Annotated in this window: 16 protein-coding genes; 9 read left to right on the forward strand and 7 right to left on the reverse strand. The window is 64.2% G+C overall.

Translation table 11 applies throughout. The features are described 5' to 3' along the window. The first annotated feature begins 62 nt into the window (after positions 1–62). Positions 63–1700, forward strand: a complete 1638-nt coding sequence (locus F3J17_RS18040; protein WP_167061443.1) for an AMP-binding protein — start codon at positions 63–65, stop codon at positions 1698–1700. 222 nt (positions 1701–1922) lie between these two features. Here F3J17_RS18040 and F3J17_RS18045 read toward each other — a convergent pair whose 3' ends face one another. After that, the gene (locus tag F3J17_RS18045) at positions 1923–4586 is read right to left on the reverse strand and encodes an ATP-dependent Clp protease ATP-binding subunit (RefSeq protein WP_167061446.1); all 2664 of its coding nucleotides are present in this window, start codon (positions 4584–4586) and stop codon (positions 1923–1925) included. Positions 4587–4881: 295 nt separating this feature from the next. Further along, on the reverse strand, positions 4882–5952 hold the full coding sequence (ydiK, locus tag F3J17_RS18050) for an AI-2E family transporter YdiK (protein ID WP_167061449.1): 1071 nt from the start codon (positions 5950–5952) through the stop codon (positions 4882–4884). Positions 5953–6154: 202 nt separating this feature from the next. On the opposite strand from ydiK, the gene surE reads away from it, so the two are divergent. Continuing rightward, complete coding sequence (gene surE / locus F3J17_RS18055) at positions 6155–6955, forward strand: 5'/3'-nucleotidase SurE (RefSeq protein WP_167061452.1); 801 nt, start codon at positions 6155–6157, stop codon at positions 6953–6955. 7 nt (positions 6956–6962) lie between these two features. Here the strand turns inward: surE and F3J17_RS18060 are convergent, their stop codons facing one another. Continuing rightward, positions 6963–7418 (reverse strand): thioesterase family protein, encoded by a 456-nt coding sequence (locus F3J17_RS18060; RefSeq protein WP_167061455.1) that lies wholly within the window; start codon positions 7416–7418, stop codon positions 6963–6965. Between the two features lie 15 nt (positions 7419–7433). Next, positions 7434–8024, reverse strand: coding sequence for a YSC84-related protein (locus F3J17_RS18065; protein ID WP_167061458.1), 591 nt, complete (start codon positions 8022–8024; stop codon positions 7434–7436). Positions 8025–8440: 416 nt separating this feature from the next. Here F3J17_RS18065 and F3J17_RS18070 point away from each other — a divergent pair, with 416 nt between their 5' ends. The 3 genes from F3J17_RS18070 to F3J17_RS18080 all read left to right on the forward strand — a co-directional run bounded on the left by F3J17_RS18070 (position 8441) and on the right by F3J17_RS18080 (position 12895). After that, positions 8441–8737 carry a hypothetical protein gene (locus tag F3J17_RS18070; RefSeq protein ID WP_167061461.1) on the forward strand — a complete coding sequence of 99 codons (297 nt, stop codon included), beginning with the start codon at positions 8441–8443 and terminating at the stop codon, positions 8735–8737. A gap of 163 nt (positions 8738–8900) precedes the next feature. Beyond that, the gene (locus tag F3J17_RS18075) at positions 8901–9563 is read left to right on the forward strand and encodes a response regulator transcription factor (protein WP_167061834.1); all 663 of its coding nucleotides are present in this window, start codon (positions 8901–8903) and stop codon (positions 9561–9563) included. Further along, positions 9563–12895: an ATP-binding protein gene (locus F3J17_RS18080; protein WP_167061464.1), complete on the forward strand. Its 3333-nt coding sequence runs from the start codon at positions 9563–9565 to the stop codon at positions 12893–12895. The genes F3J17_RS18075 and F3J17_RS18080 overlap by 1 nt, the downstream gene beginning before the upstream one ends. A gap of 5 nt (positions 12896–12900) precedes the next feature. On the opposite strand, the gene F3J17_RS18085 is transcribed toward F3J17_RS18080, so the two are convergent. Beyond that, a complete protein-coding gene (locus F3J17_RS18085) occupies positions 12901–13224 on the reverse strand; it encodes a hypothetical protein (protein WP_167061467.1) in 324 nt (107 codons plus the stop codon). A 248-nt stretch (positions 13225–13472) separates the two neighbouring features. On the opposite strand from F3J17_RS18085, the gene F3J17_RS18090 reads away from it, so the two are divergent. The 4 genes from F3J17_RS18090 (at position 13473) to F3J17_RS18105 (ending at position 18437) form a co-directional block, all read left to right on the forward strand. Next, entirely contained in the window at positions 13473–13838 is a 366-nt protein-coding gene (locus tag F3J17_RS18090; RefSeq protein ID WP_167061470.1) for a DUF2946 domain-containing protein, read from the forward strand. 228 nt (positions 13839–14066) lie between these two features. Continuing rightward, the gene (locus F3J17_RS18095) at positions 14067–16460 is read left to right on the forward strand and encodes a TonB-dependent receptor (protein WP_167061474.1); all 2394 of its coding nucleotides are present in this window, start codon (positions 14067–14069) and stop codon (positions 16458–16460) included. A gap of 52 nt (positions 16461–16512) precedes the next feature. Then, positions 16513–18027 carry a PepSY domain-containing protein gene (locus F3J17_RS18100; protein ID WP_167061477.1) on the forward strand — a complete coding sequence of 505 codons (1515 nt, stop codon included), beginning with the start codon at positions 16513–16515 and terminating at the stop codon, positions 18025–18027. Between the two features lie 95 nt (positions 18028–18122). After that, entirely contained in the window at positions 18123–18437 is a 315-nt protein-coding gene (locus F3J17_RS18105) for a hypothetical protein (RefSeq protein WP_167061480.1), read from the forward strand. A gap of 27 nt (positions 18438–18464) precedes the next feature. Here the strand turns inward: F3J17_RS18105 and F3J17_RS18110 are convergent, their stop codons facing one another. Together F3J17_RS18110 and F3J17_RS18115 are read right to left on the reverse strand one after the other, a co-directional pair. After that, positions 18465–19175 (reverse strand): SDR family NAD(P)-dependent oxidoreductase, encoded by a 711-nt coding sequence (locus F3J17_RS18110; protein ID WP_167061483.1) that lies wholly within the window; start codon positions 19173–19175, stop codon positions 18465–18467. A 138-nt stretch (positions 19176–19313) separates the two neighbouring features. Next, complete coding sequence (locus F3J17_RS18115) at positions 19314–20240, reverse strand: sterol desaturase family protein (RefSeq protein WP_167061486.1); 927 nt, start codon at positions 20238–20240, stop codon at positions 19314–19316. Positions 20241–20602 lie beyond the last annotated feature (362 nt).

Below are 20602 nucleotides of genomic sequence, written 5' to 3' on the forward strand. Positions count from 1 at the left end.
GCCCGCGAAAAGCGCAGCAGTACTACACAAAAGAACTGTTCGACCCGCCCGCCGGAGACACCATGCAACCGACCGCTCACGTGGACACTTTCGCCCGCGATCACTTGCCGCCCGAGTCGCAATGGCCCGTGCTGCTGCTCGACAACGCCGATGTTGCCTATCCGGAGCGCCTGAACTGCGCGGCGCAATTGCTCGACGAGGCGATTGCCAGCGGGCATGGCGATCGCACCGCGATCTGGTCCGAAGTCGATGGAGCGATTCACGCAACCCGTTATTTGCAGTTGCGCGAGATGGTCGATCGCAGCGCCCACGTGCTCATCGAAGACATGGGACTGCAGCCGGGCAACCGCGTTCTGCTGCGCGGCCCGAATACGCTGCAAATGGCCGTGGCGCTGCTGGCGACCTTGAAAGCGGGTCTGGTGGCGGTGCCGACCATGCCGCTTTTGCGCGCCAAGGAGTTGAAGCAGATCATCGACAAGGCGCACGTCGGCGCAGCGCTTTGCGACGTCCGGCTCACGGAAGAACTGGCGCGTTGCACGAACCCGGACGACGAATTCTTCTGCGCGGATCTCAAACAGATCTGCTATTTCCACGACGATGCACCCGGCAGCCTTGAAACCCTGGGCGCCGCGAAACCCGCGGAATTCCACGCCTGCGATACGGCCGCCGACGATGTCTGCCTGATCGCGTTCACGAGCGGCACGACGGGTACGCCCAAAGGCTGCATGCATTTTCATCGCGACGTGCTGGCGATGTGCGATCTGTTCCCGCGTCACGTGCTCAAACCCACGCCCGACGACGTGTTTTGCGGCACGCCGCCACTGGCGTTCACGTTCGGGCTGGGCGGCCTGCTCTGCTTTCCGCTGCGCGTGGGCGCCTCGACGGTACTGATCGAAAAGCTCACGCCCGCGCTGCTGCTGCAAACCATCGAGCGGTTTCGCGCCAGCGTCGTCTTTACCGCGCCCACGTTCTACCGGCAGATGGCGCCGCTGGTGCAGGACGTCGACATCAGCAGCCTGCGCAAAACGGTGTCTGCGGGTGAGGCGCTGCCGCAGGGCACGCGCGATCTCTGGCGCGAGGCCACCGGTATCGAGATGATCGACGGCATCGGCGGCACGGAAATGATCCATATTTTCGTGTCTTCGGCGGGCGCGGACGTGCGGCCCGGCTCGATTGGGCGTGCGGTGCCGGGCTATGTCGTGCAAGCGCTCGACGACGCGCTGCAACCGGTGCCCCCGGGCGTAACGGGCAACCTGGCCGTGCGCGGCCCCACGGGCTGCCGCTATCTGGCCGACGAGCGCCAACTCAAGTTCGTGCGCGAAGGCTGGAATCTGCCGGGCGATGCCGTGTCGATCGACGCAGACGGCTACGTGTTCTATCAGGCGCGCGCCGACGACATGATCGTTTCGTCCGGCTACAACATCGCCGGGCCGGAAGTGGAAACCGTCCTGATGCAGCACCCTGCCGTAGCCGAATGCGGCGTAACGGGCGTGCCGGACGACGTGCGCGGTCAGGTGGTCAAGGCTTTCGTTGTGCTGCGGCCGGGGTTCAAGGGCGACGCGGCGATGGTCGCGGACTTGCAGGAGTTCGTGAAGCGCGCGGTGGCTGCGTACAAATACCCGCGACTGGTCGCTTTTCTCGACGCCCTGCCGCGCACCGAGACCGGCAAGCTCAAGCGTTCGGTGCTGAAAACCCTGTGACGTGAGCGGAATCCGCTGCAATTTCCGTTGCGAAAGTACGCACATCCGTAGGTAATACAACGTAAACCGTCAAATATCCAACTACACATGTTAATTATTTAGACATTATTCATATAATGTGTGTATTCAAAATTAGGGGCGCAAAAAAACGCGGCGACGAGATATTTGATCTCGCCGCCGCGTCTGCCGTCTCAAAATCTGATAAAAAGGCCTCTTTCGCCCTCAGCTCTGCGCCGCAAACGACAACTGCTTCTGCGCAGCGTCATACCGGCACACGACCTTCGCGCCCTCCTTCACCTCGCCTTTGAGCATTTCCTTGGCCAGTTCGTTTTCCACGCTCTGCTGGATCTGCCGCTTCAGCTCGCGTGCGCCATATTCGGGCCGATAGCCATCCGCGGCCAGGAAATCCACCACGCTTTCGTCGAACGTCAGCTCGATATCCTGGCTGCGCGCCATGCGCTGCACCTGCTCCAGTTGCAGGCGCACGATCGAGCGCAGTTCGTCGTCGGTGAGCGGTTTGAAGATGATGATGTCGTCGATGCGGTTCAGGAATTCGGGGCGGAAATGCTGGCGCAACTCGCCCAGCACCGCGCTTTGCATCGAGGCATCGGCGCTGGCGAGAAAGCCCGGCCCCGAGCGCTTCTGCCCCGACACCGACTCCGAGCCCAGATTGCTCGTGGCGATCACCACGGTATTGCTGAAATCGACCACACGTCCCTTGCCGTCGGTGAGGCGGCCATCGTCGAAAACCTGCAGCAGCACGTTATAGACGTCCGGATGCGCCTTTTCGATTTCATCGAGCAGGATCACGCAATACGGTCGACGGCGCACGCGCTCGGTCAACTGGCCGCCTTCATCATGGCCGACATAACCTGGCGGCGAGCCGATCAGACGCGACACGGCGTGGCGTTCCATGTATTCGCTCATGTCGATGCGCACGATCGCGTCTTCATCGCCGAACACCACTTCGGCCAGCGCCTTCGCCAGTTCGGTCTTGCCCACGCCCGTGGGCCCGAGGAACAGGAACACCGCCGTGGGCCGCCGGCCGCGCCGCAGACCGGCGCGCGAACGGCGCACCGCATCGCTCACCGCGACAATCGCCTGCTCCTGGCCGATCACGCGCTGGTGCAGGCGTTTTTCCATTTCGAGCAGACGCGTGCGCTCTTCGGCGGTGAGTTGCGTGACGGGCACGCCGGTGAGTTTCGAGACGATCTCGGCGACCTGTTCGGTGGTCACGTCGGACGTCACCGAACCCAGCCGCCCTTTCCATTCGCCGGTCGCCTCCACGAGCGACTTTTCCTTGTCCGCGATCGGTTCGTCGAGCGCGTGGGCGCGCTCGAAGTTCTTGCGCGTGGCCGCGTAGTCCTGTTCGCGCTTGAGCTGGGCGAGTTCGGCTTCGAGTTCGAGAATCGCGGCGGGCCGGGAAGTGGCCGATAGATGCACGCGCGCCGCCGCCTGATCGATCAGGTCGATTGCCTTGTCGGGCAGGAAACGGCCGGTGATATAGCGGTCGGAAAGCTCGGCGGCGGCGACGAGCGCGTCGTCGCGAATCGTCACGTGATGATGCACCTCAAGCTTGTCGCGCAGCCCGCGCAGAATGTTGATGGTCTGATCGACGCTCGGTTCGGCGACGAATACGGGCTGGAAGCGCCGTTCGAGCGCCGCGTCTTTTTCGATGTACTTCTGGTATTCGGAAAGGGTGGTCGCGCCGATCAGATTCAGCTCGCCGCGCGCCATCGCCGGCTTGAAAACGTTGGCGATATCGAGTCCGCCTTCGCTACCGCCCTGTCCCGCGCCAACGATCATGTGCACTTCGTCGATAAAGAGCACGAGATTCTCGCGCTGCGCCGAGATTTCCTCCATCACGCCCTTCACGCGCTCTTCGAACTCGCCGCGATATTTCGCCCCGGCAATCAGGCCGTTGACGTTCAGCTCGACCAGGCGCCGCCCGCGCAGCGATTCGGGCACATCGCCGTTGAGCATGCGCTGGGCCAGTCCTTCGGCGATCGCGGTCTTGCCCACGCCCGGCTCGCCGATCAGCACCGGATTGTTCTTGCGCCGCCGCGCGAGCACTTCCACGACGGTTTCGATTTCGCTCGACCGTCCGATCACGGGATCGAGCTTGCCCTCGCTCGCCAGCGCGGTGAGATCGCGGCTGTATTGATCGAGTTGCGGCGTGGGGCTGGGCGCCTTCGCGGCGGCCCGCTCGCGCGGGTCGCCCTGCGCTTCCACGAGGCGCTGCAGCACCTTCTGCGGCGTCACGCCGTAGCGCGCCAGCAGATGCCCCGCGAAGCTGTCCGGCACCTGCGCAAGGCCGAGCAGCAAATGCTCGGGCGCAACGGAGCTATGGCCGAGTTCGCGCGAGATCAGGAAGGCGCGATCGAGCGCGCCCTTCAAGCGCGGCGACACGGCCACGCGGCCTTCGTCGCCGGCGGCGATGGGGTCGCGCTTCTGCGCATTGGCGCCGATAAAGGCGCGCACGTCGGCGGGTTCGATGCCCAGGCGCGTGAGCATGGCCGCGCCCGCTTCATTGCCCGCGAGTTCGTAAAGCAGGTGCTCGGTATCGACTTCGCGACGGCCGAACTGCAACGCGCGCTCGGCGGCCCGTTGCAGCAGTTCGCGCGCGACGTCGCTGAAATGACGCTCGACGATGGCCCCGTCGCCGGCTTCCATCGTATGCGTGGGCGTCTGCCCGGGGGCGGTTTCGGCCTGCTGCTGCGCGGCGCGAAACAGCGATTCGAGCGGGCTCAGCGTGCGCTGATGGCGCGTGAGCTGGGCGTAGTGATAATCGCAGACGTCGAGAAAGCGCCGCCTGCCGTCCTGCAACACGGCCACCCGCACGGTCGCGGGACGCACGCCGCATATGTCGCAGTTGAACTGAGCCATTTCCCCTCCTGAAAGCGCAGCGCCGCGCGCGGACACGCGAGCGCTCCGGGGAAACGGGACGACGTGTGCAGCGAGTCAGGCGCGGATGAGCGCGAGTGAGTGCGAAAAACGCGAGAGCCAAGCGAAGTCCAGCCGTCATCCTAACGTCGAATGAGCGGGCGTGTCGTTAAGCTGCCTGATCGCCGGGGAGCAAGAAAGCGTGGGTGCGGAACGGTCTGATGAATCGCCCATCGAGATGAAGATCGGGACGGCTTCGTCCCGATCTTCGTCCCGATGGGCGGCGCTGTGCGCCTGGTCAGGCGTCGGCGGCGGGCGTGGCGGAGGTGTTGATCCAGGCGGTCAAGAGCGTGGAAGAGACTGCCAGAATCACCGGGCCGATGAACAGCCCCACGATGCCGAAGGCGAACATGCCGCCCAGCACGCCCGAGAGAATCAGCAGCATCGAAAGATTCACGCCGCGGCGGATCAGCACCGGGCGCACGAAATTGTCGAGCATGACGACCATCACCGACCACACGGCGAGCAGGATGGCCGCCACGTGCGAGTCGTGCACGAACAGCCAGATCGCGCCGCCGAACAGCGGCAGGCCAGGGCCGATCTGCGCGAGGCACAGCATCAGCATGAGTGCGGTCAACACGCCCGCGCCCGGCACGCCCGCAACCGCAAGACCAATGCCGCCCAGCGCCGATTGCAGCACCGCCGTCACGACGATGCCCAGCGCCACCGCGCGGATGGCCGCGCCCGCCAGGCGCACCGCTTCCTCGCCATAGCGCGGGCCGACGCGCTGCGCGAAGCGCACCACGAACGCAGCGGCTTTTTCGCCCTGCATATAGAGGATGCCGGTGATGATGACGGTAATCACCATATGCATCACGAACACGCCCACCGAAGCCGCATGGCCGATGAGCCAGTGCGCCGCGATCGACACGTAAGGCTCCAGACGCGCGAGCAGGCCGCCGGGACCGGCGTCGGAAAGCGTCTGCCATTCGCCGGCGATGCGCGAGCCGATCATCGGAATGTCGTGAATCCACATCGGCGGCGGGGGCAGCGTGTAGCTGGGCAGGCTGCGGATCAGGCCCATGATCTCGCCGCCGTGCTCGGCCAGCGTGGAGATCGCCGAATAGAGCGGCAGGACGATCACGACCAGCAGGATCAGCAGCATGATCAGCGTGGCGATGCCGCGCCGTTTGCCGCAGCGCCGCTCGACGGCGAGCATGGCGGGCCAGGTGGCGACCACGATCATGGTCGCCCAGATCAGGCCCGGAATGAAAGGACGCATGACGTAGAGGGAACCGACCGTCAGTGCGCAGAGGATCGCGATGACGAACAGCGCGCGAGCGATATCTGGCAGTTCTTGCGGCTTCACGGAGTCTCCTCGCGGCAGGCGCCGCAACAACGCAACAGGTGCATAAAACGAAGGGCGCGGCCTGCGCGCGAACCGGCAGGCCGCCACTGCTGCGCGTTAGTCTATCTCCAATGTGGCGTGATCCGTCGCGAAATAGCGCGCCTTCTCCCATAATGGCCGCTGCCGCATTCTGTCTGCCTTCAACCCCTGAAAGAGACTTGCCATGTCCGCATCCGAAGCGAAACTCCCCTGCGTGCTCCTGACCAACGACGACGGCATCGACGCGCCCGGCCTCGCCGTGCTCGAAGCCGTCGCTGCCGAACTGGCCCATGAAGTGTGGGTCGTCGCGCCGGAGCACGATCAGAGCGGCACGTCCCACTCGATCAGCCTGCATTCGCCGCTGCGCGTGAGCCGCCGCGGCGAGCGCCGCTTCGGCGTGCTGGGCACGCCCGGCGACTGCGTGGTGATGGCCGTGCGCCACCTGATGGGCGACGTGACGCCGTCGCTGGTGCTGTCCGGCATCAATCGCGGCGCGAACCTGGGCGTGGAAACGATGTTCTCGGGCACGGTGGGCGCGGCCATGACGGGCCTGCTGCTCGGCCTGCCGTCGATCGCGCTCAGCCAGACCTTCCGCGACCGCGAACACGTGCGCTGGGACACCGCTCGCGCCCTCGCGCCCGATGTGATCCGCCGTCTCGCGGCCATTTCGCACGACGCGCCGGTGTGCCTGAACGTGAATTTCCCCGATGTGGAGGCGAGCGCGGCCGGTCCGCTCACCGTCACGCGCCAGGGCGTGGGCCTCGTGCAAGGCATCGACGTGGTGCCGCAGATCGACCCGCGCGGCATCGACTATCACTGGCTGCGCTTTCATCGCGGGCCGCGCGAAAACGGCCCGGATTCGGAAACGGCCGTGGTCAATTCGGGCCGCGTTGCGGTGACGCCGCTGCAGTTCGACCGCACCGACGAGCGCACCTTCGCTACGCTGCAAAGCGCGCTGCAAAACACGCCGGGCGCGGCGCGCTAGTTTCGCTTCAGACGCCTGCGCGGGCAGCCGAGGCGGCAATCGCCTCGCGCAGGTCATCGGGGATGGCGATGGCCTTGTGCGTGTCGAGCGAGGTAGTGACGATGGTTTGCGTCGCGCTCATGCGCAACACGCCGTCCGCGCCCGTGCAGGCCCAGCCGAGCGTCAGCGAAGCCTGCCCCACACGCTGCACGTAAAGCGCGAGCGTGACAGCGTCGCCCATCTTGCTGACCGCCTTGAAATCCACGTCGAGATGCACCGTGGGCATCCCCACGCGCCGCGCGCCGAGGATGCCGTGATAGCCCTCGGGCATCAGCGTGTCGATCCACGCCTCGATCAGATCGTTGAACAGCACGAAATACTGCGGATAGAACACGATCCCGGCCGGATCGCATTCCGAAAAGTGGATCTTGTGCGGGCGGCTGAAAGCGGGCGCGCCGTCGGGTGTCTTGTTCCTCTCGCTCATGCAGGAAGCGCCCGCTCAGATCACGAGACGCGAAACCTTCACGCCTTCGAGCGAAACGCCCGCCATCAGACCGGCGTTGGTCAGCACGAACGCCTCGACGGGACTGGTGGCCGTCGACGTATCGACATTGCCGTTCGCGCCCACGGTGACGACCGCGACCGTTGCATCCGCGCCGGCCGCCCAGCCCTGGCTCTTGAGGAAGTCGTCGAGCGCGCCCTGGTTCATGAACGCGAAAATAATGGCCTTGGACTGCGCGCCGATCTGCAGGCCAAACGAGCCCGCGACCGTGCTGTAGTAGCCGTCGGTGCGGCCATTGATGCGCAGCGCGCCGGTGCCGTACTGGCCGCCGATCCAGAAGCCCGCCGAGATCACGTTGGGGAACACGAGCACGCCGCTCGCCTTCGAGATGAGTTCCTGCGAGCCAGTCACCGTGTTGAACAGGCGCGTGAGCGTGGCGTCCACGCTGGCGTCGATCGAATTGCGCTTGGCTGCGTTCTGGGCGGCGCTGTTGCTCGATCCCAGCGGGGTCGTCGTGCAGCCGGCGAGAGCGAGACCGCTCGCGGCGACCGCGGCGCTGGAGCTGAGAAGGAATTGACGTCGGCGCATGGAAATTTCCTTTGTAAGCGGTTCTTCGATGATCCCCGCGCCTTGGGCCTGCGCAAGACGCGACGGCGTAATGACGCAATAACGCAATGGCGCAATGGCGCGGCGCAACAGGATAGCGCGTGTGGTCGGCGGCCGCATCGTCCTGCCGTGAATCGCAGGCGCAACAAACGTAACAAATGTGCTTCTCGCCCGCTCCTCTGGCCGGTTAGGACCTGCGCTGACGGATGGAGTTCGCTGTCTTGGGGGAAACCCCGTCTGTCAGTGCGCGTCGCTTCCCCCGCTTGAATTCCGACATTGCATCTCCGTTATTTCTCAGAATCATCCGATTTTCCCTGTCAGCGCTGATCGATAAAGTGGGATTGTGGCCTGCAAGACGTAGGCGGCCACGTTTCCTAACCACCTGACCGAGCCCTGCCATGTCCGCCGCCGCCCCCCTCCGTCCGACTCTCTCCACGCCGCTTTCGTGGCTGCTGAGCGCCTGTGAATGGGCCAGCCGGGTCGGCATCTATCTGCTGCCGCTGTTCTATCTGGCTTTTTTCGCTGCGCTGTTTCTGCTGTGGCGCGAACCGCAAACCGACTTCTGGCTTATCGCTACAGCCAGCGTGCTGGGCTGGACGATGGCGCTCTGGGCGCTCGTGTTCTGTCTGGCCAGTCTGCGGCGCGCAGCGGCGTGCGCGCCCGCCACGATGCCCCGCCAACCGGAAGCCCGCTGATCGGGCTACTGATCGGACTACCGGATCGCCCCAAAGTCCCACAGGCAAGGCCTACATACTGTCGGCGGAAAATGGGATAACCTTCAGAAAACACTGAAGGTCTGCGCCCCGGCGCCTGACGCCGACCATCGGATTGCGAATGCCTGGCAACACGCTCACGCCCATGACACATGCCACGCAAGACCTGCGGATCGTAGTGGCCGACGATCATCCTGTCGTCCTGACCGCCATTACCGACTATCTCGACCAGTTGCCGGGCCACCGCGTGGTGGCAACGGCGGGCTCGGGCGCGGATCTCGTCGATATCCTGCGCAAGATGCCCTGCGACCTGCTGGTGACGGACTTTTCGATGCAGGGCGAACTGGAGGACGAGGACGGCCTGCGTCTCATCAGCCGCGTGCGGCGGCTCTATCCCGATCTGCCCGTGGTGGTGTTCACCATGCTCACCAACGGCGGCATCCTGCATGAACTGGCGGAACTCGGCGTGGCGGGTCTGGTCGGCAAGGACGAGCCGATTCCGACGCTCGCCCAGGTCTGTCAGCGCGCGCTGGTTGAGCCAGGCACGACGCTCTCCGCGCGCATCGCCGAACGACTCGCCAAAGAAGGCTCGACCGCCGAAGATTTCCGCCGCAGCAATCCGCTCTCTCCCCGCGAACTCGAAGTCGTCCGCCTGTTCGCCAACGGCTTGAGCGTCACGGAAATCTCGAAGCGGCTGAACCGCTCGGTGACGACCGTCGCCACGCAAAAGCGCGCCGCCATGCGCAAGCTCCATCTCGATTCCAATGCCGATCTGATCCGCTACGCGAGCGAGCACGGATTCGCATAATGGAACGGCGTATCGCCTCTCTCGCTTCGCCGCTCAGTGCGCTTCGGACGCTTGAGCGCAATCTGAAGCGCGAGCGACGCGTGTTCGGCATGCTGATCGCGCTGCTGGGCTTTGCGGGGCTGTGCGCGGCGTGCGTGGCGGCCTTGAGCATCGGCGCGGCGTCTCTGGCGAACCAGACCACGCGCATGAGCGAGGTCACGGCGCAGACCAACGAACTACTGCTGCGGCGCTTCAACATGCTCGAAAGCATGCGTTTGTTGCTGGGCCTGCACGAACTCGATCTTCTTCCATTGGCGCAGGCCATCAAACCCGAGCCAACGCCGGACTGTACGCCGGGCTTCGATGGGGTGACCGGCTCGCCCGAACTTCGCGCGTTGTGCGAACGCGCGGTGCAACTGGTGGCAAAGGTCGGCGTGGACGCGCCGATGCTGTTCGTGCTCCTGGATGGCAGCGCCGCGTGGAGCCACCATCTCGCCCCCAACGTGCGCACGCCGGGCGGCACGGCATCGCAAAGCGGCCCCGAGCAGGCCCGCATACTGGCGGACGCGGTGCTGCTGCGCATGAACACGCGCGGGATCGATCCGCTGGGGGCGGGCCGCTGGAAGAAAATCACGTGGTTCAAGCCACCGGCCGGTCTTGGCTTCCCGCCGTCGCTCGTGCTGGCTGCAGCGACGGTATTGAAGGACGAAAAGCCCATCGCCATCGTCCTCACGGCAGTCGATATCAACCAATTGCAGCGCGCACCAGCCGCGGACGTCACGCAAGCCGATGCCGCACCCATCCTGTTCGATCGCGACGGCGCGCTGCTCGCCGGTCCGTTGCCCGCCGCCGTCGCGCAATTTGTCGATCGCGAAGTTGCCGGTCTGCCGCCCGATCACTTCCATCTTCTGCCGCGTTTTGGCTGGGTGATGCGCGGCCAGCCGCTCGAATCCGAGTTCGGCCATTACACGCTGGCGATTTCCTGGCGCACCCAACTCGCGCTGATCCGCACGCCGCTCGCGATCATCGCCTTGATGACGCTGGCCTTGCTGGCGCTGCTCGCCGCGCTCGCGCGCTACTGGAACCGCCACGTGCTCGAACGCACGTACGCGGAAGCGACGCGCGCACTCGAAGGCGAACTGCTCAATCATCTGCTCGTGCACGCCACGCCCGTGGGGCTGTGCATCGTGCGCCAGCGCAACTTCGAGATCGTGGTGGCGAACCAGATCGTGCGCAACGTGCTGGGACTCGACGCTGCGGCCACCCGCCTGCCCAGCGCGCTATGCGTCGAATTCGAAAAGCGCATGCCCTACGCGCCGGCCACCGACGGCGAGATGCCGATTTACGACCTGCCTTTCTCGCTCACGCGCGAGGACGGCCAGAGCGTGCATCTGGATATCACGTTCGCGCCCGCCACCATGCGCCGCGAAGACGTGATGTTCTGCGCCTTCGCGGATATGTCGAAGCACTACGAAGCGGAGCGCCTGCTGCGCGAAGCCAAGCGCACCAGCGACGAAGCGGCGCGCAGCAAGGTCAGTTTCTTCGCGGCGATGAGCCACGAGATCCGCACGCCGCTCGCCTCGCTCACCGGCAATATCGAGCTGCTGGCGCGCGGCGCGCTCGCGCCGGAACAGGAAGCGCGCGTGGAGGCGATGCAGATTTCGGCCTCTGAACTGCTACAGATCGTGAGCGACGTGCTCGATTTTTCGAAGATCGATGTCGGAGCGATGACGCTTTCAGAGGAATCCGAATCAATCGCCGCGCTGATGGTCCGGATCGCGCTCGCACATGCGCCACTGGCCGTGCGACAGCAATTGCCTTTCTATCTGGTGATCGATCGCGCCATTCCCGCACGGCTGCATGTCGATCCGGTGCGCCTCGCGCAGATCGTCAATAACATCCTGAGCAATGCGTTCAAGTTCACGCACTCGGGCAAGATCGTGCTGCGTGCCGGCTGGCATGACGACGCGCTTGAAATCAGCGTGGCCGATTCGGGCGTGGGCATGCCGGAATCGCTCAAGGCGCGGCTTTTCCAGCCCTTCACGCAAGGCGACGCTCACCGGCTGACCGAAGCGCGCGGCACCGGCCTGGGCTTATCGATCTGTGGGCGTCTGGCCAAGTTGATGCACGGACGCTGTGAGGTGGAAAGCACGCCAGGGGTCGGCACACGCGTTATCGTCACCTTGCCATTGCAGAGCGACACGAGCACGACGGCGGGCGAAGAATGGGCGCTGCCCGATGCGCGCGCTGCGATTCTGTGTCGTGCGCCGGAGAATCGCGAATGGCTCACGAACCTGTTCGATCCGCAATCCAGCACGCCGACGGATCTCGCTTCGGCGCAGCTATCGCCTGCCCATAGTGCGCTGGATTTCCTGCTGGTGACGGGCGAATACAGCGTCGACGAAGTGAGCCGACTGTGGAACGGCACGGCGAACGTCGTCTGGTTGCGTCAGGATGGCCCGCTTGTGCCGCTCGTGCGCGCGGACGGCAGCGTGGAAGTGAGCCTCTATAGTCTCGCGGGCATCCGCACCGCCACGCAGATGTTGCGCGCCCAGCCCGGGCGCGATGTCGTCGAAGCTCCGCCCCCCGCTCTACCGACCGCGCACGAAGCGCAGCAAGCCAGCGATTTCCAGCGCCTCAATGTGTTGATCGCCGAAGACAACCTGCTCAATCGCAGCCTGCTGCGCGACCAGTTGCGTACGCTCGGCGCGAATGTGATCGAAGCCAGGGATGGCGAAGAAGCGCTTGCGCGGCTGGACGAAGCGCATATCGACGCCATACTCACCGATCTCAACATGCCGCGCATGAATGGCCTGCAATTGCTGCATGCGGCGCGCGCAAAACGTGCAACGCTGCCGGTTTACGCGATCAGCGGCAACGCCTTGCCGGAGCAAATCGCCCAGGGACGCCAGTCGGGATTTACCGATTATCTGAGCAAGCCGGTGCCGCTCGCCGCGCTCGCGCGCGTTCTGGCCGACGTGGCCGCGCAAACGCAGGCATCCTCACCACCAGAAGCAACGGACCACGCCGACGAAGAAGCCGACGTACCGCGTTTTCCAGCGCTAGCGCCTCCCATTGCGCCGCTCTTCATCGAGCAGGCCGATCATGACATCGCTGACTACGCGCGCATCCAGTCCACGCACGATCTCGAACATCTGCGCGCCTGGGCGCATCGCGTCTCGGGCGGCCTCGCCGTGCTCGGGTCTTCGATGCTCTATGAAACGAGCCTCGAACTGCGCGCGACGCTGCGCGAAAGCGATGACTGGACCGAGGATGTCGAAGCGTTATCACATGCGCTCGCGCAGGAACTGGAAGCGCTGCGCGAGCAGGCCGCGAGCCAGCTTTCCGCCTGAACCGCTTACGATTCTTCGCCGTCTTGAGCGCAGTCGGGGCACGCACCGCTTTGGAGGCGCACGCACCACTGACGCAGCGCGCTGTCGGCCAAAGGGCAGAGCACGGGATTGCGCGGTGTGGCATGCGTGCGCGCACCGAGCTTGAGCGCGAACTCCACCGGCAATTCCAGACCGCAACGCGTCGTATCGATGCCGCTGCCGCGCGCAAGCGGCGCATGCCCCTGCGGCGTGCTGTCACAGGCGCGATGATCGATGCGTTGGCCACAGGGTTCGGCCGTGCGGGCCAGCCAGCGCAGGCTGGGCGAAGGGCGTAGAGGGAAAACGGACATGATTGTGTGCCGCGGCGAACGCGGCCCTCATGATTGCTTGATTGCACACGCCGATCATGATCGCGCACGTATTCCCGTCAGACCATCGGAATAGTTCGAAAGCCCTTGATTCAGGCTGCTTTATCGCGTTCCGGCGTGTCGCGTCGCGGGCAATATGGGACTGCTTATGACCGCCCTCAGGCTGCGGGGACGCGTGCGCAAATGGGGCGCATCATGGTAGACTGCGCCGCGCAATCGCTCACACCAATATGAAACTACGCAAGCACATTCTGCTGACCGCATGGCTTGGCCTCGTCGCCATGTGGCTCATCGTGTTTGCGCCGCTCGCGAGTCAGCTGATTGCCGCGCATCACGCGCACGAACCTACCGCCGAACTGTGTTCGGCGCTTCAGCCCGCTTCTTCGGCCCAGCATCTTTCGCACGACGATGCGTTCGGCGCCTGCGGCTATTGCCATCTCCTCGAACATCACGTCGCGATGCCCAGCATTGCGGTGCCCGAACCGCAACGCGCGCTCGTGGCTGCCGTCGATCGCGTCGCGCCGCTTTCCACGCGTCATACGCCCTTCGGGGCGTTCCCCTCGGGCCGTCCACGCGCCCCACCCGTCCTCGCCTGATAGCAGCTCTCACCGGCCGCCCGTTTGCGTCTTTTTCGCATGATTGCCTGCGTTCGCGCTCGCCTGTGCCTTTGATGGCGCGCGTGCACGACCGCTTGATCGAAGGCTGAATCCAGCGGATTCATCAGCCCGTCGGCGTCATGAAGATCAAGAAGCACGCCGCACTCGCACATGCCTGCTGCGCGGGTGCGTGCGGCCGCACGTCTATCGCTCTGGGGAAACCTTTACATGTTCACGCCCGCCTCGCGCGGCGCGCGCCTGCGCTCGTCCTCGCAGTTGTATCCGCACGTCCGTCACTGTCTCGCTCCGCTGTCCCTGCTGGCGCCCATTGCAGTCGCAGCGTTTGCCACATTCGCCGCCGCAACGGCCCATGCCGCCGATGCAGACACGGCCAGCACCGCCACCACGACACTGCCCACGGTTACCGTGAGCGCCTCGAACGCGGGGACGAAAAGCGCGCCCACGCCGGCCGTCGATCCGAATCTGCCGGCCACGGTCGAAACGGTGACACCCGCGCAATTCAACAACTGGAACGTCGTCAATACCGAAGACGTCCTCAAGTACCTGCCGAATCTGGCGGTGCGCAAGCGCTTCGTCGGCGATCTGAATTCGATCATCGCAGTGCGCGGCACGAGCAATACGCAAAGCGCGCGCGGCCTGGTGTATTCCGACGGTTTGCTGCTGTCGAACCTGCTGGGCAACAGCTATTCATTTCCGCCGCGCTGGTCGATGGTGTTCCCCGATCAGATCCAGAAGGTCGATGTGATCTACGGGCCGTATTCGGCGCTCTATCCGGGCAACTCGCTTGGCGCGACGGTGCTCATCACGACGCGCATGCCGTCGAAATTCGAAGCCAACGCCGACGTGAAAGCGTTCACGCAGCATTTCAGCCTCTATGGCGTGAACCAGAATTTCAACGGCAGCGAAATGAGCGCGTCGATTGGCGACCGCATCGGCAAATTCTCCTGGTTGCTGGGCGTCAATCACCTGGAAAACACCAGTCAGCCGCTGCAATTCGCAACGCTCGCACAATCGACCACTCTCGCGAAAGCCGGCGATACGCCCGTGCACGGTGCGTATTTCTACAATAACCAGACCAATGCGCGGACGGTCGTGCTGGGAGTGAACGGCGAAGGCATCGAGCACACGGTGCAGGATCAATTCAAACTGCGCACGCAGTACGATTTCACGCCCACGGTGCAGGGCGGCTTCACGCTCGGCTACTGGCATCAGACCTACAACAGCCAGACGTCAACTTTCCTGTACGACGATAGCGGTAACCCGGTCTATAGCGGCAAGGTCAATATCGGCGGCTACGAATACACCATTCCCGCCGCTGCGATGGCCCCAAGCCGCGGCTGGAGCGAGAACTGGCTCTACGGCGTGAATCTGCGTACGCATCAGGCGACCGGCTGGAACGGCGAAGCCATTGCTTCGTACTACGACGTAAGCAACAGCGTCGCGCGCACCGCCAGTTCGGGCGGCCCAGGCAACGGCGCGGGCACCATGACGCTGGGCGATGGCACGGGCTGGAAGACGCTCGATCTCAAGACCACGTGGACGCCTCCACGGCCCGACGCAGGACTGGGCGCGCACTGGCTGACCTTCGGCTATCACTACGACAACTACACCGTCGATAACCGCACCTACAACACGCTCGCGTGGCGCGACGGCCCGGCGGGCAGCTTTGCCAACGCCTTCGCTGGCAAGACCGAAACGCAGGCCGTCTACGCGCAGGATGCGTGGCGCTTCCTGCCGCGCTGGAAGCTCGTCTATGGCGTGCGTTACGAAGACTGGCACGCCTACGACGGTTATCAGTCTCTAGGCGCTTCGACCGTGCCTTATGCGGGCGTGGGCGACCGGCACTTCTCGCCGAAGGCTTCGCTTTCCTTCGACGTCACCGACGATCTCACGCTGCGCGCCTCCGTGGCGCGTGCGTATCGTTTCCCCACCGTGGGCGAATTGTTCCAGGGGCAGATCAATGGTTCGTCGATCGTGAACAACAACCCCAATCTGAAGGCCGAAGACGATCTTTCGAAAGAACTCACGGCGGAATGGGCGCACTGGAACGGGGTGTTCCGCTTTACGCTGTTTCAGGACGACGTGAAGAACACCATCTTCAGCCAGACCGATACCACGGTGATCCCGAACGTCACCAACTTCCAGAATATCGGCAAGGTGCGCTCGCGCGGCGTGGAAACCAGCTATCAGGGCGAGGATGTGGTGCTGCGCGGCCTCGATTTTTCGGCGAGCGTGGCCTATACGCAGTCGAAGATTCTGGAGAACGCGCAGAACCCGGCGAGCGTCGGCAAATACTTCTATCGCATTCCGCTGTGGCGCGTGAATGCAGTGGCGACGTACCGCTTCGATGCGCATAGCGCGCTCACGCTCGCGGCCCGCTATTCGGGGCGTCAGTACAACACGCTCACCAATACCGACACGAATCCGAATGTATTCGGCGGCACCAGCACCTATACGGTCGCCGACGTGAAGTACACGTATCGGCCGACGAAAAAGAGCGAGATTGGCGTGGGTATCGACAACCTGTTCGATGCGCGCTACTTCGTTTACCACCCCTATCCGGGCCGCACGTTTTATGTCGAAGCGAAGATCGGCATATGAGCGATCGCTCGCCTTCGCCGCATTGAATCAACCGAAATAACAGGAGCCTCCGATGTCCGCTACGCTGCCCGCTTCCGGCACGCGCACCGCGCGCGCTGCCGGCGTCGTCCATCCCGGCTATCGCACGCTATGGCGCTGGCATTTCTACGCCGGCCTTTTCGTCATGCCGTTTCTGATCGTGCTGGCGATCACCGGCACGATCTATTGTTTCCAGCCGCAAATCGAGCCGCTGCTCTATCCGCATCGTCTCGTGGTGACGCCGCAAGATACACCGCGTTTGCCTGCCGATACGCTGCTTGCGCGTGCGCAAGCCTCGCTGCCGCCCGATGCGAAGCCGATCCGCGCGCATATCGAAGCCAATCCCGCGCGTAGCGCCGAATTCATTTTCGCACTCGCGAACGGCCGCAAGGAAAGCGTTTATCTGAATCCCTATAGCGGCGAGGTGCTCGGCACGCTCGACGTCGACAGCCGCTTTATGCAGGTCGATCGCATGCTCCATCGCAAGTTGCTGCTCGGCAAGCCGGGCGAGTTGCTGATGGAACTGGCCGCCTGCTGGACGCTGGTGATGATCGGCACGGGCGTGGCGCTCTGGTGGCCACGGCGTGCCTCCGCTTCTGCTTCTGCTTCCTCTTCTTCTGATCGGAAGGGATCGACGCTGCGTGCAGCGCTATGGCCGCGTCTGGGAACAAAGGGCCGGCCATTCTGGAAGAGTCTGCATAGCGTGATCGGCATCTGGCTTGCGGTGGGCGCGCTCGCCTTCGTCGTCAGCGGCCTGCCGTGGACGGGATCGTGGGGCAAGCAGTTCAAGGCGCTGGCGACGCGTGTCAATGCGGGCGCGCCGCGCGGCGCCTGGGGTGGCGGCCTGCCGCTGAAATCCTCGTTGCCGGGTGCTCAGACGGACCATTCGGAGCACGCGGAACATGCAGGCCACGATATGTCGTCGATGCCCGGCATGGTGATGGACGATCTCCCTTTGCCCAACGTGCCGTGGGCAGTGGGCGCGATGCACGTGCCGCGCTCGCCCGATGCGGCCACCCATGAAAACGCGCGCTTCACGCTCGATCAGGTAGTCGGGCGCATGCATGCGCTCGGCGTGGAAAGCGGTTATGACATCGCGTTGCCCGCCACGGCGACCGGCGTCTACACGGCGTCCTATTTCCCGTCCGATCCGCAGCAGGAACGCACCGTCTATATCGACCAATACAGCGGCAAAGTGCTCAAGGACATCCGTTATGCGGATTACGGCGCGGTCTCGCAGGTCATTTCGTATGGCACGTCGCTGCATATGGGCCGCTATTTTGGGCTGGCGAACCAGCTAATCTGCACGGCGATTTCACTGGGCCTGGCGGCGCTTGCCGTCACCGGCTTCGTGATGTGGTGGTTGCGCCGTCCCACGCGCACCGTAGGCGCGCCGTCACGCGAACGCGCGGCCCCGCCAATGCGCGCATGGAAAGCCGGGCTGGCGATTCTCGCCGTCATTTTCCCGCTGATGGGCGCGACCATCGTCGCTGTTCTGTTGCTGGATTGGCTGTTTTTCGGTGGCCGACAAAATCTTTCGGCTTCCTGACAATCTGGGCGAGCACGACAGTAATTCGCAGACACAATTCCTCGTGAACCCGACCCCGCCTTGCGTTGCCAAAGGAGTATCGAGGGGAGACTATCGTGTTCCGTTTCGTCTGCGCATTGGGAGCGGCCGCCGCGCTTGCGGGCTGCGCCGTTGCTCCCTACCCCGGCTATCCGGGTTATTACGACGCCAGTTATGGCTACCCATATGCGTACGGCTATCCGTACGGCTATGGCTATTACCCTGATTATTATTACGGGCCGAGTTTCGGCTTCGCGTACTGGGGCGGCGGCGGATGCTGCTACCGCGGCTGGCATGGCGGTGGATGGCACGGCGGCCACGGCGGCTGGCACGGTGGCGGCGGTACGTGGCAAAGCGCCGGCGCTCACGGCAGCGGCGGCCACGGGCATTGAACCCGTGTTGCCGCCGCAGCGCAGCGGTTAAACGCGCCCGTTCACCGCAATGGCTGCGCCCGTTACGGCACGCGCGTCAGATGAAATCAGGAACGCGATCACCGCGGCAATTTCATCGGACTGAACCCAGCGCGTGAAATCGGCGTCGGGCATATCAGCGCGATTTTGCGGCGTATCGATAATGCTCGGGAGAATCGCGTTGACTGTTACGCCTTTGTCCTTGAGTTCTTCGGCCAATGCTTCGGTCAGGCGCGCCACGCCCGCCTTCGACGCCGAATAAGCCCCCATCCCCAGCCCGGCCTTCTGCCCCGCGCCCGCGCCGATGTTGACGATACGACCCGCGCCGCGCGCGATCAGCGCGGGGAGCGCGGCTTTCGAGGCGTTCAGCGCTGTCTTCACATTCAGATCGAACATCAGCTCCCACGTGCGTGCGTCGCCGTCCGCAATGGTTTCCCAGCGGAATGCGCCCGCGATATTGACGAGCGCGTCGAGGCCGCCCAGCGCCTGGGCGGCCTTTTGCAGCCCGGCGTGCGCCGCATCCGCATCCACCAGATCGACGCCGCCGAGCAACACCGCATCCTTGAGCGCGGCGGGCAAGGCGTCGCTGGCAGGCGCTGCGCCACGGCCAATCAGCGCCACGCGCGCGCCGCGCGACACCAGAAACTGCGCCGTCGCCAAACCAAGACTGCCAAAGCCGCCGGTGATTGCCACCGTCTTGCCGTTCACTGAGTTATCCATCGTTTTTGCCTGCTTTGTGCAAAAGAGTCGTCCGGGTTCGGACGGGGAATCCGAAATCAATTCGAAAAAACCGTAGCGGCTCGTGGCCGCCGCAGGCCGCCACGTTAGCGGAGCTTGCGGGTTACGGCAACCGCGGCCTCAATGAGCCCGACGTTCCTGAACATTCGTGCGCACCGCTGCGAGGCTGCGTTTGCGCAGATCCTCGGTGGTGTCACCCTTGCCGTCCGCGGTCCAGCCCGGCGGCAGGATCACGTGGCGCACGGCGGTCCAGACGTTGGGCGCCGCCGCGATATCGCGGGCAAGGCTCACCCAGTGCTCGAATTCGACCACGAGCGGATTGTGCGAGCGCGTCGGTGTGACGAGGCCGTAGCGGCACGGTTCGTCGGCGCGTTCCGCCACGTAGGTGCCGAACAGCCGGTCGAACACGACCAGCACGCCGCCGTAGTTCGCATCGAGGTAGTCGAGATTCGACGCATGATGCACGCGATGCGCGGACGGCGTATTGAACACGTACTCAAGCCAGCCGAGCTTCGGAATCCACGTGTTGTGCAGCCAGAACTGATAGAGCAGGTTGAATGACAGCACGGCCAGCACGATTTCCGGACGCACGCCCAGCCAGACCAGCGGCGCAAAGAAGAACGCCGGGCCAGCGATCTTGCCGGTCCAGCCCAGCCGGTACGCGGACGAAAGCGTCAGTTGATTCGGCGAGTGATGAACCGCGTGCGTCGCCCAGAAAAAGCGCATGCGATGCGAGGCGCGGTGATACCAGTAGTAGCAGAACTCCTGGCCGATAAAGACAAAGAACGCCAGCGTGAGGTTGTCGATCGAAAGCGTGAAAAGGCGATGTTCCCACGCGAAATGAAAGATCGGCGCGGCCAGCGAAATCGGCAGGAACGCTAACAGTTTTCGTCCGGCGAGGTCGGCGATCGAGAGCCAGACTTCGTACCAGTCGAATGGGTTTTCGCCTGCGCGGCGCTGCTTGAAGGTGAGCCAGGCCGCTTCGATCAGCGAAGCGGCGACGATAAAGAGCGTGACGTAGTACGCAAGTTTTCCGGTGGTCAGCATGATGGCGATGAGCGTTAGAGATCCTGATAACAGCGCTGTGGGAGGACGCGTCGTTCGTATCGAGGGGATAAAGCTGGCGTCGCGTCGGATGAAGCGAACTGTAGAGGCGCGCCACGCGAAACACCACGCGCAAAGTATGTCGAGGTGTGTCATGCGAGCTTGCGACATGGGGAGCCTGCGCGCGGCGAGCCCTTTGCTGAAGAGGCAAAGGCCGGAAACACCGGCCCACATGTAACACCGCGACATGGTTTTGCACGCGACTCGCGCCGGAGGCCGCCCTATAGTTCGTTCCGCTGACACGCCGCACAGGTGTCCCGAACCGAACTGCACCGAAGCGCCCCGCTCTGCTCACTCGCTCGAAT

This window comes from Burkholderia sp. Ax-1719 (genome assembly GCF_011753055.1).
GTDB lineage: Bacteria > Pseudomonadota > Gammaproteobacteria > Burkholderiales > Burkholderiaceae > Paraburkholderia.

What these genes read in the sequence shown, in the direction of transcription:
- F3J17_RS18040 (WP_167061443.1), top strand. Translation starts at nt 63, where the DNA reads ATGCAACCGACCGCTCACGTGGACACTTTCGCCCGCGATCACTTGCCG.
- F3J17_RS18045 (WP_167061446.1), bottom strand. Translation starts at nt 4,586, where the DNA reads ATGGCTCAGTTCAACTGCGACATATGCGGCGTGCGTCCCGCGACCGTG.
- surE (WP_167061452.1), top strand. Translation starts at nt 6,155, where the DNA reads ATGTCCGCATCCGAAGCGAAACTCCCCTGCGTGCTCCTGACCAACGAC.
- F3J17_RS18060 (WP_167061455.1), bottom strand. Translation starts at nt 7,418, where the DNA reads ATGAGCGAGAGGAACAAGACACCCGACGGCGCGCCCGCTTTCAGCCGC.
- F3J17_RS18065 (WP_167061458.1), bottom strand. Translation starts at nt 8,024, where the DNA reads ATGCGCCGACGTCAATTCCTTCTCAGCTCCAGCGCCGCGGTCGCCGCG.
- F3J17_RS18070 (WP_167061461.1), top strand. Translation starts at nt 8,441, where the DNA reads ATGTCCGCCGCCGCCCCCCTCCGTCCGACTCTCTCCACGCCGCTTTCG.
- F3J17_RS18075 (WP_167061834.1), top strand. Translation starts at nt 8,901, where the DNA reads ATGACACATGCCACGCAAGACCTGCGGATCGTAGTGGCCGACGATCAT.
- F3J17_RS18080 (WP_167061464.1), top strand. Translation starts at nt 9,563, where the DNA reads ATGGAACGGCGTATCGCCTCTCTCGCTTCGCCGCTCAGTGCGCTTCGG.
- F3J17_RS18085 (WP_167061467.1), bottom strand. Translation starts at nt 13,224, where the DNA reads ATGTCCGTTTTCCCTCTACGCCCTTCGCCCAGCCTGCGCTGGCTGGCC.
- F3J17_RS18090 (WP_167061470.1), top strand. Translation starts at nt 13,473, where the DNA reads ATGAAACTACGCAAGCACATTCTGCTGACCGCATGGCTTGGCCTCGTC.
- F3J17_RS18095 (WP_167061474.1), top strand. Translation starts at nt 14,067, where the DNA reads ATGTTCACGCCCGCCTCGCGCGGCGCGCGCCTGCGCTCGTCCTCGCAG.
- F3J17_RS18100 (WP_167061477.1), top strand. Translation starts at nt 16,513, where the DNA reads ATGTCCGCTACGCTGCCCGCTTCCGGCACGCGCACCGCGCGCGCTGCC.
- F3J17_RS18110 (WP_167061483.1), bottom strand. Translation starts at nt 19,175, where the DNA reads ATGGATAACTCAGTGAACGGCAAGACGGTGGCAATCACCGGCGGCTTT.
- F3J17_RS18115 (WP_167061486.1), bottom strand. Translation starts at nt 20,240, where the DNA reads ATGCTGACCACCGGAAAACTTGCGTACTACGTCACGCTCTTTATCGTC.